Here is a 13,687-nt window from a genome sequence, read left to right as displayed (position 1 = left end):
CGTGATGACAGGTGCGACGCCACCTGTGATCACGCTGCATCGGACGACACGAAGCTTGCACAAAGCCTCGGGCGGGGTTGATCTGGGGACAAGTCGGGCGGGAGCAATGAAATTCTCCGCACGCATCATCGGAACCGGCGAATCCTCTCGGGCTTGATGTAAAATCGTTTCGATGTGGAGTCGGAGATGACGCAACCTGCGAAGGTCCAAGAACCCTCGATGGAGGAGATCCTGGCGTCGATCCGTCGCATCATTGCCGACGACGAGGCGAAGCCGGCAGCTGCCGACAAGCCGGCAGCTGCCGCTGCACCGCCGCCGAAGGTCGAGCCGGCACCACCAGCAGCCAAGCCCGTGATCAAGAGCCCGCCGCCCGCACCGCCCCCGGCCGCGAAGGCCGCCGCGCCCGCGCCGAAAGCACCGCCGCCTGCGCCTGCTGCGGCCAGCAACAGCCAGGACGATATCGATTCGCTGTTGGCCAGCCTCGACGAGGCGACGCCCGCAGCCGAGATCAGACCATCGCAGCCCGAAGCCGATGTGTTCGAGCTCACCGACGACATGGCGCTGCCGGACCCGGCGCCCGCGCCCTCGTTCCGCAAGGTCGAGCCACAGGACGATGTCGAGTTCACGGAAGCCCGGACCCGGGCGCCGGCTCCGGAACCAGCGCGAGAACCTGTCCGCGAGCCGCCGGCGATCGAAACCGCGCCGATGCAGCAGATCATCTCGGGAACCACGATGCGGGCGGTCGAATCCGCCTTCAACTCGCTGGCCAACACCGTGCTGAGCAACAATGCCCGGACACTGGAGGATCTCGTCAAGGAGATGCTGCGGCCGATGCTGAAGTCCTGGCTGGACGACAATCTGCCGGGGCTGGTCGAGCGGATCGTCAAGGCCGAGATCGAGCGGGTATCCCGCGGGCGGTAACTCCTGCCGCAGGGGCTTGGCAGCCCTCATTCAGCCCCCAAATGCCCCAGAGTTTCGCTTCTGATAAGATCAGAACCGAAACTCTAGATCCCTGCTTTGACGCGTTTTCTTCACGCGAAGTGCTATCCACTTCGCTCGAAAACGCTCTCAACGCAGTTTTGACGTGCCGGTCCGGTTGACTTGGTGCGCTCCGGCGGCTTTCTAACCTTTCCCATGGTCCACAGCGCATTGTCATGATCGAGAAAAACTACCAGCCCGCCGATATCGAGCACCGCATGGCCCAGATCTGGGAGGACAGCGGTGCGTTCAAGGCCGGCCGGCCTGAGCGCAAGGACGCCGCGCCCTTCACCATCGTGATCCCGCCGCCGAACGTGACCGGCTCGCTGCACATGGGGCACGCGCTCAACAACACGCTGCAGGACATCCTGTGCCGCTTCGAGCGGATGCGCGGCCGTGACGTGCTGTGGCAGCCCGGCACCGACCACGCCGGCATCGCCACCCAGATGGTGGTCGAGCGCCAGCTGATGGAACGGCAGGAGCCGGGCCGCCGCGACATGGGCCGCGCCAAATTCCTCGAGCGGGTCTGGCAGTGGAAGGCCGAGAGCGGCGGCACCATCGTCAACCAGCTCAAGCGCCTCGGCGCGTCCTGCGACTGGTCGCGCGAACGCTTCACCATGGACGAGGGCCTGTCGCGCGCCGTCGTCAAGGTGTTCGTCGAGCTGCACCGCGAAGGGCTGATCTACAAGGACAAGCGTCTGGTCAACTGGGACCCGAAGCTGCTCACCGCGATCTCCGATCTGGAAGTGCAGCAGGTCGAGGTCAGGGGCCATCTCTGGTACCTGCGCTATCCGATCGAGGGCCGCAGCTTCAGCCCGGACGATCCGAAATCCTTCATCGTGGTCGCGACGACGCGTCCCGAGACGATGCTGGGCGACACGGCGGTCGCGGTGCATCCGGACGACGAGCGCTACACCGATCTGGTCGGCCAGCACGTGATCCTGCCGCTGGTCGGGCGCAAAATTCCGATCGTCGCCGACGACTATTCCGATCCGGAGAAGGGCTCCGGCGCGGTCAAGGTGACGCCGGCGCACGATTTCAACGACTTCGAGATCGGCAAGCGCCACGGCCTGCCGCAGATCAGCGTGCTCGACCAGGAAGGCGGTCTCAGCCTGGTCGACAACGAGGACTATCTGCGCGGCCTGCCGGAAGGCGCCGCCGAGTTCGCCGCGGAGTTTCACGGCATCGAGCGCTTCGCCGCGCGCAAGAAGATCGTGACGCGGTTGGAGGAGTTCGGCTTCCTCGAGCGGATCGAGCCCAACATCCACATGGTGCCGCATGGCGACCGCTCCGGCGTCGTGATCGAGCCCTATCTGACCGACCAGTGGTACGTCGACGCCCACACGCTGGCGCAGCCGGCGATGGCGGCGGTGCGTTCGGGCGAAACCACTTTCGTGCCGAAGAACTGGGAAAAGACCTATTTCGAGTGGATGGAGAACATCCAGCCCTGGTGCATCTCGCGCCAGCTCTGGTGGGGCCATCAGATTCCCGCCTGGTACGGGCCCGACGGCAAGGTGTTCGTCGCCGAGACCGAGGAAGAGGCGGTCGGCAACGCGCTCGGCTATTACGTCGAGCAGGAGGTCATCACGCCGGAGCAGGGCCACGACATGGCCACTGACCCCGCCAAGCGCGAGGGCTTCATCACGCGTGACGAGGACGTGCTCGACACCTGGTTTTCGTCGGCGCTGTGGCCGTTCTCGACGCTGGGCTGGCCCGACGACACGCCGGAGGTCGCGCGCTACTACCCGACCAACACGCTAGTCACCGGCTTCGACATCATCTTCTTCTGGGTCGCCCGCATGATGATGATGGGCCTCCACTTCATGAAGCAGGCGCCGTTCTCGACCGTCTACATCCACCGTCTCGTCCGCGACGAGAAGGGCGCCAAGATGTCGAAGTCGAAGGGCAACGTCATCGATCCGCTCGGCGTGATCGACGAATTCGGCGCCGACGCGCTGCGCTTCGCGCTGACCCGCGAGGCGGCGCAGGGCCACGACATCCGCCTGTCGCCGCATCTGGTCGAGACCAACCGCAACTTCGCGACCAAGTTATGGAACGCCTGCCGCTTCGCCGAGATGAACGAATGCGTGAAGCTGGACGGTTTCGATCCGAAGGGCGTCAAGGAAACGCTGAACCGCTGGATCGCGCATGAAACCTCGCGCGTCACCCGCGAGGTGACCGAGACGATCGAAGATCATCGCTTCAACGATGCCGCCGGCGCGATCTACCGCTTCGTCTGGAACGTGTTCTGCGACTGGTATCTCGAGCTCGCAAAGCCGGTGCTGATGGGCGAGGAGGGCGCGGCCAAGGCCGAGACCCGCGCCATGATCGCTTGGACGCGCGACGAGATCCTCAAGCTGCTGCATCCGTTCATGCCCTTCATCACCGAAGAGCTGTGGGCCGTGACGGCCAAGCGCGACGGCCTGCTGGTGCTGGCGTCCTGGCCGCGCAAATCGGGCGTGACCGGCGAGCAGCTGGTGGCGATCGCAACCGCCGGTCCGGTTGTCGATCCGATCATTCCGCCAGTGATTGCCGCACTCGATGCGGACGAGTTCAGCGATCCCGGAGCCGAAGCCGAGATCGGCTGGGTGGTCGATCTCGTCACCGCGATGCGTTCGGTGAAGGCGGAAATGAACATCCCGCCGTCGACCCTGACGCCGCTGGTGATCGCGGGCGCCTCCGAGGAGACGCGGGATCGCGCGCAGCGCTGGAACGACACCATCAAGCGCCTGGCGCGGTTGTCGGACATTTCCTTCGCCGACGCGGCGCCGGAAGGCGCGGTGCAGCTTCTCGTGCGCGGTGAGGTCGTCGCGCTGCCGCTGAAGGGCGTGATCGATCTCGCGGCCGAACGCACCCGGCTGGAGAAGGAGCTCGGCAAGGCCGACGCCGACATCAAGCGGGTCGACGCCAAGCTTGCCAACGAGAAGTTCGTCGCCAACGCGCCGGAAGAGTTGGTCGAGGAAGAGAAGGAGAAGCGCGAGGGCGCCCTGGAGCGCCGCGCCAAGATCCTCGAGGCGATCGAGCGGCTGAAGAAGGCGACATAGCGGACGGAAGCGGCGATGCTCGACCACGTCTCCATCACGGTTTCCGATATCGCCGCGGCCGAACGCTTCTACGACGCCATCATGAAGGTGCTCGACGTGGTCAAGGTCGGGCGCCGCGACGACTGGCTCGGCTACGGCGAGCGGGCGCGGCCGGCCTATCCGGACCGCGTCTATCTCTCGATCCGCAAGGGCGCGAGACCGGAGGATGCGTTGGGCCGCCACTGGTGCTTCAAGGCGAAATGGCGCACCCAGGTCGATGCGTTCTGGGATGCCGGCATCGCCGCCGGCGGCACCGACGACGGCGCGCCCGGCCTGCGCGACTATCACACCTCATACTATGCAGCCTTCCTGCGCGATCCCGACGGCAACCGGATCGAGGCCGTCTGCCATCACGCGGTGTAACTCTCAGAACCGCTTGCTGAGGAATTTTGATCCCTTCAGCCCATAACGCCAGGGCAGGTCTACGGCTTTTGTGATGCCGATCCGCACGCCTGCGACGATGTCGGGTGCCTCTAGGCGCGCGTGGAGCGCGATCGGCGGACGGTCCAGCGGCAATTCACTGTGCGCGATGGTGATGCCGAGCGCCTCGCAGAGCTTGCCGGGTCCCGAACACAATGCGCGTTCGTCCTCCGCTCCGCGCCGCCGTCGCATCGTGGCCAGTCCGTGGGTCGGCTCGAGCGCGCGGATCAGCACGGCGCTGGCCGAGCCTGGTTGCTCGCAGACGAAGTTGACGCACCAATGGATGCCGTAGGAGCGGTAGACGTAGGAGAAGCCCGGCGGGCCGAACATCACCTGGTTGCGCGGGGTCGGCCCGTTGAACGAATGGGCTGCCGGTTCGGTGTGATGGTAGGCCTCGACCTCGGTGATGATGCCGCCGACGCCGTCGACCAGGAAGGTCGTGCCGATCAGGTCGGGCGCGACTTCGTGGACGCTGCGATCGAAGAAGGAGCGCTTCAGCGCCTTGCCGAGGCGCGGCGCGGTCGCAGGGGTCGATCGGGGTTTTGTCGATCGCGGTTTTTGAGCCATTTTGAGGTGGGAATCGGCATGGAACGGGCCGCCAAGACTGCCAATATATCGGCTGGTCTGCTAGGGTCCGCGCGCGGGTTGCGAGCCGCGCCAACACCGATTAGCTAAGCCCTCTGGTTGGGAGCATGATCTGGTCGGAAAACCGGTCGCCACTTTTCCGGATCATGCTCTCGCGACTTGCAGGCACCTATGGTCACCATCGTCGACACCATCTCCACCACGCCCGTCCGCCCGCGGCACCCCGAAAAGGTGAACCGGCCGGATGCCGTGTCGCCGCCGAAGCCGGACTGGATCCGGGTCCGCGCGCCGAACACGCGCGGCTATGCCGACACCCGCAAGATCGTGAAGGAGAACGGCCTCGTCACGGTGTGCGAGGAGGCCGGCTGCCCCAATATCGGTGAGTGCTGGGACAAGAAGCACGCCACCTTCATGATCATGGGCGATACCTGCACGCGCGCCTGCGCGTTCTGCAACGTCAAAACCGGCATGCCCGGCGCGCTCGAGGCCCATGAACCGGAATACGTCGCCGAGGCGACCGCCAAGCTCGGCCTGGCCCATGTCGTGATCACCTCGGTCGATCGCGACGATCTCGCCGACGGCGGCGCCGCGCATTTTGCAGAGACGATCCGCGCCATCCGCGCGCGCTGCCCGACGACCACGATCGAGATCCTGACGCCGGATTTCCTGCGCAAAGACGGCGCGCTCGAGCGCGTCGTCGCAGCCAAGCCCGACGTCTTCAACCACAATCTGGAAACCGTGCCGTCGCGTTACCTGACGGTCCGTCCCGGCGCCCGCTATTTCCACTCCATCCGGCTGCTGCAGCGGGTCAAGGAGATGGACCCGACCATCTTCACCAAGTCGGGCATCATGGTCGGGCTCGGCGAGGAGCGGCACGAGGTGCTGCAGGTGATGGACGATCTGCGCTCGGCCGAGGTCGATTTCCTGACCATCGGCCAGTACCTGCAGCCGACGCGCAAGCATCACGCCGTGATGCGCTACGTGACGCCGGACGAATTCGCGGGCTATGAAAGCGTCGCCTATACCAAGGGTTTCCTGATGGTGTCGGCGAGCCCGCTGACGCGCTCGTCGCATCATGCCGGCGAGGATTTTGCGAAATTGCAGGCGGCGCGCACGGCCCGCGGCCGCTAGATGCCAGGTGCGGTGAACACGTGCGGTGAACCGGCATCACCGCGCTCTATTGCTTGATTGAGCTGCGGACTGAACCAATGCAACGCGTTCTGGTGATGGGATCGTCGGGATCCGGCAAGTCGACCTTTGCGCGGCGGCTGTCCGAGATGACGGGCATTCCGACTGTGTCGATCGACGCGCTGTTCTGGAAACCCGGCTGGGTGGCGTCCAACCGGGAGGAATTCGGGCGTCGCATGACCGAGGTGACCCAGCAGCCGCGCTGGATCATGGACGGCAACTACACCAAGAGCGCAGGCGAGTTGCGTCGGCAACTCGCCGATACGGTGATCTGGTTCGACCTGCCACGGTCGACCTGCATGGTCGGCATCCTGATGCGGATCGCGAAGAGCTATGGCAAGGTCAGGCCCGAGATGGCGGAAGGCTGTCCCGAAAAGATCGATCTCGAATTCTTCCGCTATGTCTGGACCTACCGCCGGCAGCAGCGGCCCGTCCTGATCGAATTCTTCGAAGGCTTGCGTCCCGATCAATCCTTCGTCTGCTTTACGCGCCGGGCGCAAGCCGACGCCTACCTCGGCGACCTCGCACGCAAGCAAAACCGTGCGAGTATCCACTGATGCCTCGATTCTCAAGCAAGCGGCGGGTCCGCCACACCGCACCTCAAATGTTCGATCTGGTCGCCGACGTCGAGCGCTATCCGGAATTCGTGCCGTTGTGCCAGTCGCTCAAGATCCGCCAGCGCACGCCCAAGGACGACGGCACCGAAATCGTGGTGGCCGACATGACGGTCTCCTTCAAGCTGGTGCGGGAAACCTTCACCAGCAGGGTGACGCTCGACCGGCCCAATCTGAAGATCCTGGTCGAGTATCTGCGCGGCCCGTTCAGCAATCTGGAGAATCGCTGGAGCTTCGAGCCGAAGTCGGAGACCGAATGCGATGTCGGCTTCTTCCTGAATTACGAGTTCAAGAGCCGGATGCTGGCGATGCTGATGGGCACGATGTTCGACGCCGCGTTTGGACGATTTTCCGCTGCGTTCGAGAAGCGCGCGGACCAGGTTTACGGCAAGCCTCAGCTGTCGACATAGCGAACCCGTTTCGTCCGCGGCTCAAATTGTGGCTTCCCCGGAACGCAAATGCCCGGCACAAGGCCGGGCATGACGGATGATGCGTATGGTGCGCGCCGTCCTTACGGGCAGGAGCGACGCACGCCGCCGGATGCGATGTAGGTGCCCGAAGCGGGGTCGTAGGAGCGGAAACGCTGGGAGCAATAGGCGTCGTTGTTGGCCTTGGCCTGGCTCGCGGCGATTGCGCCACCGATGATCGCGCCGGCGGCAAGCCCGCCGATGATCGCTGCGCCGTTTCCGCCGCCACCATGCCGGTATCCGCCGCGGTATCCACCGCGATAACCGTAACGCGGGCCGCCGCCATGCCAGTGACGGTACTGCACATGCTCGACGGAGGTGGGCTGGTCCTGCAACCGCGCAGGCGCGAGCGGAGCGGCGAACGAGGGGGCGACAGTCGACAACGTCATGGCGCCAGTGGTGATTGCGGCCACGACCAAAGTTCCCAACTTCATCATTTTCTCCTTGTTGTGGGATTTTGCTGCTCGAAGAACAATTGAAACAGCAGAGTTGGAACAACAGAAAAGGGCGAGGCGACGTCATAGTTCCACCTGAGATGGCGTCACTGGGCCGCAGTTGACACAAGGTAGTGTGAAGCGGCCGTTCGCGGGACTCGACTCTCGTAGGGCTTATCCGCGCGGCGGCCGGCGGCGTTTCGCGGCGTGGCTGCGCGGCGAACGGGCCACTCTCGGCCGCAGCCGGCTCGCGGTCTCGCGGCGCGGCTTGGCGGCCTGCGGCGGCCGTGCCAGCTCCATCAGCATGCGCAGCGCTTCGACGACCGAGCGCTGGCGGACGGTGCTGCGGCCGATTGCGCCGAACCGCTGCTCACGATGAAGGATGCGGCCGTCGCGCGCGGCGACGGCGAAATGCACCAGGCCCACAGGCTTGCCCGGTGTCGCGCCGCCGGGACCGGCAATGCCGGTGATCGAGACCGCGAGGTCGACGCCGGCCTTTTCCAGCGCGCCGATCGCCATCGCGGTCGCGGTTTCCTTGCTGACCGCGCCGAATGTCTCGAGCGTTGCCGCCTTGACGCCGAGCATGACCCGCTTGGCCTCGTTCGAATAGGTGACGAAGCCGCGATCGATGACGTCGGAAGAGCCGGGAATGTCGGTGAGGGCGCCCGCGACCAGGCCGCCAGTGCAGGATTCGGCGGTCGCGATGGTCAGCTTGCGCATCCGGCACAGGTCGAGCAGCGAGCGGGAGAGGGCACGAGCGTCGCTGCCGCCCATGTCAGGCACTCCAGCCGTTTTCGTTCCAGGGCAGGCGGATCGTGGCGCTCGCGGTCGCCGCGATGCCTTCCTCGCGGCCGGTGAAGCCGAGCCGTTCACTGGTGGTCGCCTTGACCGCCACGCGCGAGATATGGACGCCGGAAATCTCCGCGATCTTCGCCCGCATGGTGTCGCGCAGCGGGCCGATCTTCGGCCGCTCGCAGATCAGCGTCACCTCGAGATTGGCGATCCGCCCGCCGCGCGCCGTGACGCGCTCGACCACATATTTCAAGAACTGGTCGGAGGAGGCGCCCTTCCACTTGGCGTCGCTCGGCGGGAAATGCGAGCCGATGTCGCCGTCGGCCAGTGCGCCGAGGATCGCGTCGACCAGCGCGTGCAGTCCGACGTCGCCGTCGGAATGGGCCAGGAATCCTCTGGTGTGCGGCACGCGCACGCCGCAGATCATCACATGGTCGCCGTCGCCAAAGGCGTGCACGTCGTAGCCGGTGCCGGTTCTGATGTCGCCGAGCTGGCTGGCGAGCCGCGCTTCCTCGCGCACGAAGTCTTCGGGTGTGGTGAGTTTCATGTTGGCAGGATCACCTTCAAACGTCGCAACCGTCAATCCCGCCCATTCGGCAAGCGCCGCATCGTCGGTGAAATCGCTGCGACCTTCGCGCGCAGCGCGACGATGCGCCTCCAGGATGACGTCGAAGCGAAATGCCTGCGGCGTCTGCGCGATGCGCAGGCGCGCGCGCTCCGGCGTCGCCTCAACATCGCCGGTATCGCCGGTGAGCTTGATCGTGTCGGTGACGGGAATCACCGGGATCGCGGCGCCGGTCCGGCCGGCTGCAGCGATCGCGCGCGAGATGACGGCTGCGGTGACGAAGGGGCGCGCGGCATCGTGGATCAGCACGATGTCGGGCTTCTCGCTTGCGAGCGCCTCGAGCCCGGCATGGACGGAGGCCTGACGGGTCGCACCGCCCGGCGTCGGCGGCTGATGGCGCAGGCCGATCACCGCTTCGCGAAACAGCGCGGCGTCGTCAGGATTGACCACCGGCTGCACCGCGAGCACGTCCGGATGTCCGGAGAACGCCTCCATGGCGCGGTAGATCACCGTCTGGCCGCCGATCGTCCGGTATTGCTTCGGCCCGCCGGCGCCGGCGCGCAGTCCACGGCCGGCTGCGACAAGGATGGCTGCGGTACGCTCAGACTTCGGCATTTTGAACCAATGACAGACGAATCGGGGATGTGGAGAGGGCGGCGGGATGGCCGCGGACAGCCCTTAGCATGACCGCTGCGCAAAAACAGAGCGTTTGCCGATGACTGTGGGAAAAGCAGATTTTGTTGCGGTGCACTTGCGCTGGTGGTAGAACTGTCTAAACCGTAGGCATGAGCCTTGACTGCACAAGAATTGTGCGCAAAATGAACAGCGTCGGCTGCAATGACGTGGCTGACAGAACGACGAGACGGCTGTGACCGGTGTACAAAGTACTGCTCGTAACCCATTGAAGATAGGCGACATTGCTGTCGCCAACCGGGTTCTCCTCGCGCCCATGTCCGGCATCACCGACGCGCCCTTTCGGCGACTCGCCGCCCGCCTCGGCGCCGGCCTAGTGGTCTCGGAGATGACGGCAAGCGACGATCTGGTGAACGGCAAGCCGATCTCGAAGCTGCGCTGCGAGGCAGCCGGAATCGGTCCGCATGTGGTCCAGCTTGCGGGTTGCGAGACCCACTGGATGGCGGAGGGCGCGCGGATTGCCGAAGGCGCCGGTGCCGACATCATCGACATCAACATGGGCTGCCCGGCGCGTCACGTGACCGGCGGCCAGTCCGGCTCGGCCCTGATGCGCGACCTGGACCACGCGGTCACGCTGATCGACGCGACGATCGCGGCCGTCAAGGTGCCGGTGACGCTGAAGATGCGGCTTGGCTGGGACGATCGCTCGCTCAATGCGCCCGAACTGGCGCGCCGCGCCGAGGCATCGGGCGTGCAGATGATTACCGTGCACGGTCGCACCCGCTGCCAGTTCTACAAGGGCGAGGCGAACTGGAATGCCGTGCGCGCGGTCAAGGATGCCATCACGATCCCGGTCGTGGTCAACGGCGACATCACCTCGTTCGACAAGGCCGTCGGCGCGCTGGAGAAGTCGGGCGCCGACGCCGTCATGATCGGCCGCGGCGCGCAAGGCCAGCCCTGGCTGCCGGGCCAGATCGGCCGCCGGCTTGAGGGCGGGATCCCTGAGGGCGCGCCGTCGCTCGCGGAGCAGCTCAAGCATATCCGCGCGCTCTATGACGAGGTCTGCAGCCATTACGGCCTGCGTGTCGGCCTCAGGCATGCGCGCAAGCATCTCGGCTGGGCGCTCGAGACCGCGGCGGCTTACAGCTGCGCGCCCGCGGCAACCTTGAAGACCTGGCGGCAGGCCATCCTGACCTCGGAGGAGCCGTCCAGCGTGCATCGCTCGCTCGAGCAAGCCTACGACGATTTTGCTTGGAGTGCTGCCGCATGACGTCAGCCATGGAATTTCGCCGGCCCGTGCCCACCGATGGCGAGGCCATCCTCAATGCGCTGCCCAATCCGGTGCTGCTGATCGCACCCGATGGACGCATCGTCGACGCCAACATCGCCGCCGAATCCTTCTTCGAGATATCGACGCAGTTCCTGCGCCGGCAGTCGCTGAAGGAACTGGTGCCGTTCGGCAGCCCGCTGCTCGCGCTGATCGAGCAGGTGCGGACCAACGGCTCGCCGGTCAACGAGTACAAGGTCGATCTCGGCACGCCGCGGATCGGCGGCGATCGCCAGGTCGACCTGCATGTCGCGCCGCTGACCGAGCGACCCGGGCATATCGTGGTGATGCTGCAGGAGCGCACCATCGCCGACAAGATGGACCGCCAGCTCACCCATCGCAGCGCGGCGCGCTCGGTGATCGCGCTGGCGGCGATGCTCGCCCATGAGATCAAGAACCCGCTGTCGGGCATCCGCGGCGCCGCGCAGCTCCTGGAGCAGCAGGCCTCCTCAGAGGACCGGCTGCTGACGCGGTTGATCTGCGACGAGGCCGACCGCATCGTCACGCTGGTCGACCGCATGGAAGTGTTCGGCGACGACCGCCCGGTGGCGCGCGGTCCGGTCAACATCCATTCCGTGCTCGACCATGTGAAGCGGCTGGCGCAGTCAGGCTTTGCCCGCAACGTCCGTTTCATCGAGGATTACGATCCGTCGCTGCCGCCGGTGCTGGCCAACCAGGACCAGCTGATCCAGGTGTTCCTCAATCTGGTGAAGAATGCCGCCGAAGCGGTCGCCGATCTCGGCACCGATGCGGAAATCCAGCTCACCACGGCGTTCCGGCCGGGCGTGCGGCTGTCGGTGCCCGGCAAGAAATCGCGGGTCTCGCTGCCGCTCGAATTCTGCGTCAAGGACAACGGCTCGGGCGTGCCGGAAGATTTGCTGCCGAACCTGTTCGATCCCTTCGTCACCACCAAGCAGACCGGCAGCGGGCTCGGCCTCGCGCTGGTCGCCAAGATCGTCGGCGATCACGGCGGCATCATCGAATGCGAGTCGCAGCCGCGCAAAACCACTTTCCGCGTGCTGATGCCGATGTACAGCGCCGCCAAGCACCACGACCAAAGCAACCGCGATGACGTTCCGGGTACGCCGTCGCCTGCCTCTCAGGACGCACGATGAGGAACAACAATGCCCGCAGGTAGCATACTTGTCGCTGACGACGACACCGCCATCCGGACCGTCCTGAACCAGGCGCTGTCGCGCGCCGGCTATGAGGTGCGCCTGACCGGCAACGCCGCCACGCTGTGGCGCTGGGTCAGCCAGGGCGAGGGTGATCTCGTCATCACCGACGTGGTGATGCCCGACGAGAATGCGTTCGATCTGCTGCCGCGGATCAAGAAGATGCGGCCGAACCTGCCGGTCATCGTGATGAGCGCGCAGAACACCTTCATGACCGCGATCCGCGCCTCCGAGCGGGGCGCCTACGAATATCTGCCAAAGCCGTTCGACCTGAAGGAGCTGATCACCATCGTCGGCCGCGCGCTGGCCGAACCGAAGGAGCGGGTCTCAAGCCCCGCCGATGACGGCGAGTTCGACTCGATCCCGCTGGTCGGCCGTTCGCCGGCGATGCAGGAAATCTACCGCGTGCTGGCGCGGCTGATGCAGACCGACCTCACCGTGATGATCTCGGGTGAATCCGGCACCGGCAAGGAGCTGGTCGCCCGCGCGCTGCACGACTACGGAAGGCGCCGCAACGGCCCGTTCGTCGCGGTCAACATGGCGGCGATCCCGCGCGACCTCATCGAGTCCGAATTGTTCGGCCACGAGCGCGGCGCGTTCACCGGCGCCAACACCCGCGCCTCCGGCCGCTTCGAGCAGGCCGAGGGCGGCACGCTGTTCCTCGACGAGATCGGCGACATGCCGATGGAGGCGCAGACCCGTCTGCTCCGCGTGCTGCAGCAGGGCGAATACACCACCGTCGGCGGCCGCACCCCGATCAAGACCGACGTCCGCATCGTCGCCGCCTCGAACAAGGATTTGCGCATCCTGATCCAGCAGGGGCTGTTCCGCGAAGATCTGTTCTTCCGCCTCAACGTGGTGCCGCTGCGGCTGCCGCCGCTGCGCGAACGCATCGAGGACCTGCCGGACCTGATCCGGCACTTCTTCTCGCTCGCCGAGAAGGACGGCCTGCCGCCGAAGAAGCTCGACACCCAGGCGCTGGAGCGGCTCAAGCAGCACCGCTGGCCGGGCAACGTCCGCGAGCTGGAAAACCTCGCCCGCCGGCTTGCCGCGCTCTATCCACAGGACGTCATCACCGCCTCCGTGATCGACGGCGAGCTGGCGCCGCCGGCGGTCACCTCGGGCAGCACGGCAACCGTCGGCGTCGACAATCTCGGCGGCGCGGTTGAGGCCTATCTGTCCTCGCATTTCTCCGGCTTCCCGAACGGCGTGCCGCCGCCGGGCCTCTACCATCGCATCCTCAAGGAGATCGAGATTCCGCTGCTGACCGCGGCGCTGGCGGCGACCCGCGGCAACCAGATCCGGGCCGCCGATCTGCTCGGCTTGAACCGCAACACGCTGCGCAAGAAGATCCGCGACCTCGATATCCAGGTCTACCGCAGCGGCGGCTAGGGCTGACGGCGGCGGGGCGCTGCTCCCGCCGCCT

13 protein-coding genes are annotated in these 13,687 nt (G+C 65.9%); 9 read left to right on the top strand and 4 right to left on the bottom strand.

The window, feature by feature from the left end; all coding sequences use genetic code 11:
* Positions 1-186 precede the first annotated feature (186 nt).
* The 3 genes from G6P99_RS24485 to G6P99_RS24475 all read left to right on the top strand — a co-directional run bounded on the left by G6P99_RS24485 (position 187) and on the right by G6P99_RS24475 (position 4,424).
* Positions 187-921: a PopZ family protein gene (locus G6P99_RS24485; protein ID WP_029084156.1), complete on the top strand. Its 735-nt coding sequence runs from the start codon at positions 187-189 to the stop codon at positions 919-921.
* Positions 922-1,154: 233 nt separating this feature from the next.
* Entirely contained in the window at positions 1,155-4,022 is a 2,868-nt protein-coding gene (locus tag G6P99_RS24480) for a valine--tRNA ligase (RefSeq protein ID WP_165123663.1), read from the top strand.
* Positions 4,023-4,037: 15 nt separating this feature from the next.
* Entirely contained in the window at positions 4,038-4,424 is a 387-nt protein-coding gene (locus tag G6P99_RS24475) for a VOC family protein (RefSeq protein ID WP_029084154.1), read from the top strand.
* A gap of 3 nt (positions 4,425-4,427) precedes the next feature.
* Here the strand turns inward: G6P99_RS24475 and G6P99_RS24470 are convergent, their stop codons facing one another.
* The gene (locus G6P99_RS24470) at positions 4,428-5,048 is read right to left on the bottom strand and encodes a DNA-3-methyladenine glycosylase (protein ID WP_029084153.1); all 621 of its coding nucleotides are present in this window, start codon (positions 5,046-5,048) and stop codon (positions 4,428-4,430) included.
* A 189-nt stretch (positions 5,049-5,237) separates the two neighbouring features.
* Between G6P99_RS24470 and lipA the strand changes: the two genes are divergently transcribed.
* From lipA to G6P99_RS24455, 3 genes are all read left to right on the top strand, one after another.
* A complete protein-coding gene (gene lipA, locus G6P99_RS24465) occupies positions 5,238-6,197 on the top strand; it encodes a lipoyl synthase (RefSeq protein ID WP_165123661.1) in 960 nt (319 codons plus the stop codon).
* Between the two features lie 77 nt (positions 6,198-6,274).
* Positions 6,275-6,811, top strand: coding sequence for an AAA family ATPase (locus G6P99_RS24460; RefSeq protein WP_029084151.1), 537 nt, complete (start codon positions 6,275-6,277; stop codon positions 6,809-6,811).
* Positions 6,811-7,278 carry a type II toxin-antitoxin system RatA family toxin gene (locus G6P99_RS24455; protein ID WP_029084150.1) on the top strand — a complete coding sequence of 156 codons (468 nt, stop codon included), beginning with the start codon at positions 6,811-6,813 and terminating at the stop codon, positions 7,276-7,278. The genes G6P99_RS24460 and G6P99_RS24455 overlap by 1 nt, the downstream gene beginning before the upstream one ends.
* 101 nt (positions 7,279-7,379) lie before the next feature.
* Here the strand turns inward: G6P99_RS24455 and G6P99_RS24450 are convergent, their stop codons facing one another.
* The 3 genes from G6P99_RS24450 to G6P99_RS24440 all read right to left on the bottom strand — a co-directional run bounded on the left by G6P99_RS24450 (position 7,380) and on the right by G6P99_RS24440 (position 9,741).
* Positions 7,380-7,772 carry a BA14K family protein gene (locus G6P99_RS24450; RefSeq protein ID WP_165123659.1) on the bottom strand — a complete coding sequence of 131 codons (393 nt, stop codon included), beginning with the start codon at positions 7,770-7,772 and terminating at the stop codon, positions 7,380-7,382.
* A gap of 171 nt (positions 7,773-7,943) precedes the next feature.
* Positions 7,944-8,543 (bottom strand): CinA family protein, encoded by a 600-nt coding sequence (locus G6P99_RS24445; protein WP_029084148.1) that lies wholly within the window; start codon positions 8,541-8,543, stop codon positions 7,944-7,946.
* 1 nt (position 8,544) lies between these two features.
* Positions 8,545-9,741 carry a bifunctional 2-C-methyl-D-erythritol 4-phosphate cytidylyltransferase/2-C-methyl-D-erythritol 2,4-cyclodiphosphate synthase gene (locus tag G6P99_RS24440; protein WP_029084147.1) on the bottom strand — a complete coding sequence of 399 codons (1,197 nt, stop codon included), beginning with the start codon at positions 9,739-9,741 and terminating at the stop codon, positions 8,545-8,547.
* Between the two features lie 286 nt (positions 9,742-10,027).
* On the opposite strand from G6P99_RS24440, the gene dusB reads away from it, so the two are divergent.
* From dusB to ntrC, 3 genes are read left to right on the top strand one after another with little or no spacing between them, the layout of a single operon-like run.
* Positions 10,028-11,029 (top strand): tRNA dihydrouridine synthase DusB, encoded by a 1,002-nt coding sequence (dusB, locus tag G6P99_RS24435; protein WP_165128971.1) that lies wholly within the window; start codon positions 10,028-10,030, stop codon positions 11,027-11,029.
* Positions 11,026-12,201 (top strand): two-component system sensor histidine kinase NtrB, encoded by a 1,176-nt coding sequence (locus G6P99_RS24430; protein ID WP_029084145.1) that lies wholly within the window; start codon positions 11,026-11,028, stop codon positions 12,199-12,201. The genes dusB and G6P99_RS24430 overlap by 4 nt, the downstream gene beginning before the upstream one ends.
* A 9-nt stretch (positions 12,202-12,210) precedes the next feature.
* Complete coding sequence (gene ntrC / locus G6P99_RS24425) at positions 12,211-13,653, top strand: nitrogen regulation protein NR(I) (protein WP_029084144.1); 1,443 nt, start codon at positions 12,211-12,213, stop codon at positions 13,651-13,653.
* Positions 13,654-13,687 lie beyond the last annotated feature (34 nt).

Source organism: Bradyrhizobium sp. 6(2017), assembly GCF_011058295.2.
Classification (GTDB): Bacteria; Pseudomonadota; Alphaproteobacteria; order Rhizobiales; family Xanthobacteraceae; genus Bradyrhizobium; species Bradyrhizobium septentrionale.
The sequence above is the reverse complement of the archived record's forward strand: the minus strand, read 5'-3'. Positions and strand labels throughout refer to the sequence as shown.

What these genes read in the sequence shown, in the direction of transcription:
- G6P99_RS24485 (WP_029084156.1), top strand. Translation starts at nt 187, where the DNA reads ATGACGCAACCTGCGAAGGTCCAAGAACCCTCGATGGAGGAGATCCTG.
- G6P99_RS24480 (WP_165123663.1), top strand. Translation starts at nt 1,155, where the DNA reads ATGATCGAGAAAAACTACCAGCCCGCCGATATCGAGCACCGCATGGCC.
- G6P99_RS24475 (WP_029084154.1), top strand. Translation starts at nt 4,038, where the DNA reads ATGCTCGACCACGTCTCCATCACGGTTTCCGATATCGCCGCGGCCGAA.
- G6P99_RS24470 (WP_029084153.1), bottom strand. Translation starts at nt 5,048, where the DNA reads ATGGCTCAAAAACCGCGATCGACAAAACCCCGATCGACCCCTGCGACC.
- lipA (WP_165123661.1), top strand. Translation starts at nt 5,238, where the DNA reads ATGGTCACCATCGTCGACACCATCTCCACCACGCCCGTCCGCCCGCGG.
- G6P99_RS24460 (WP_029084151.1), top strand. Translation starts at nt 6,275, where the DNA reads ATGCAACGCGTTCTGGTGATGGGATCGTCGGGATCCGGCAAGTCGACC.
- G6P99_RS24455 (WP_029084150.1), top strand. Translation starts at nt 6,811, where the DNA reads ATGCCTCGATTCTCAAGCAAGCGGCGGGTCCGCCACACCGCACCTCAA.
- G6P99_RS24450 (WP_165123659.1), bottom strand. Translation starts at nt 7,772, where the DNA reads ATGATGAAGTTGGGAACTTTGGTCGTGGCCGCAATCACCACTGGCGCC.
- G6P99_RS24445 (WP_029084148.1), bottom strand. Translation starts at nt 8,543, where the DNA reads ATGGGCGGCAGCGACGCTCGTGCCCTCTCCCGCTCGCTGCTCGACCTG.
- G6P99_RS24440 (WP_029084147.1), bottom strand. Translation starts at nt 9,741, where the DNA reads ATGCCGAAGTCTGAGCGTACCGCAGCCATCCTTGTCGCAGCCGGCCGT.
- G6P99_RS24430 (WP_029084145.1), top strand. Translation starts at nt 11,026, where the DNA reads ATGACGTCAGCCATGGAATTTCGCCGGCCCGTGCCCACCGATGGCGAG.
- ntrC (WP_029084144.1), top strand. Translation starts at nt 12,211, where the DNA reads ATGCCCGCAGGTAGCATACTTGTCGCTGACGACGACACCGCCATCCGG.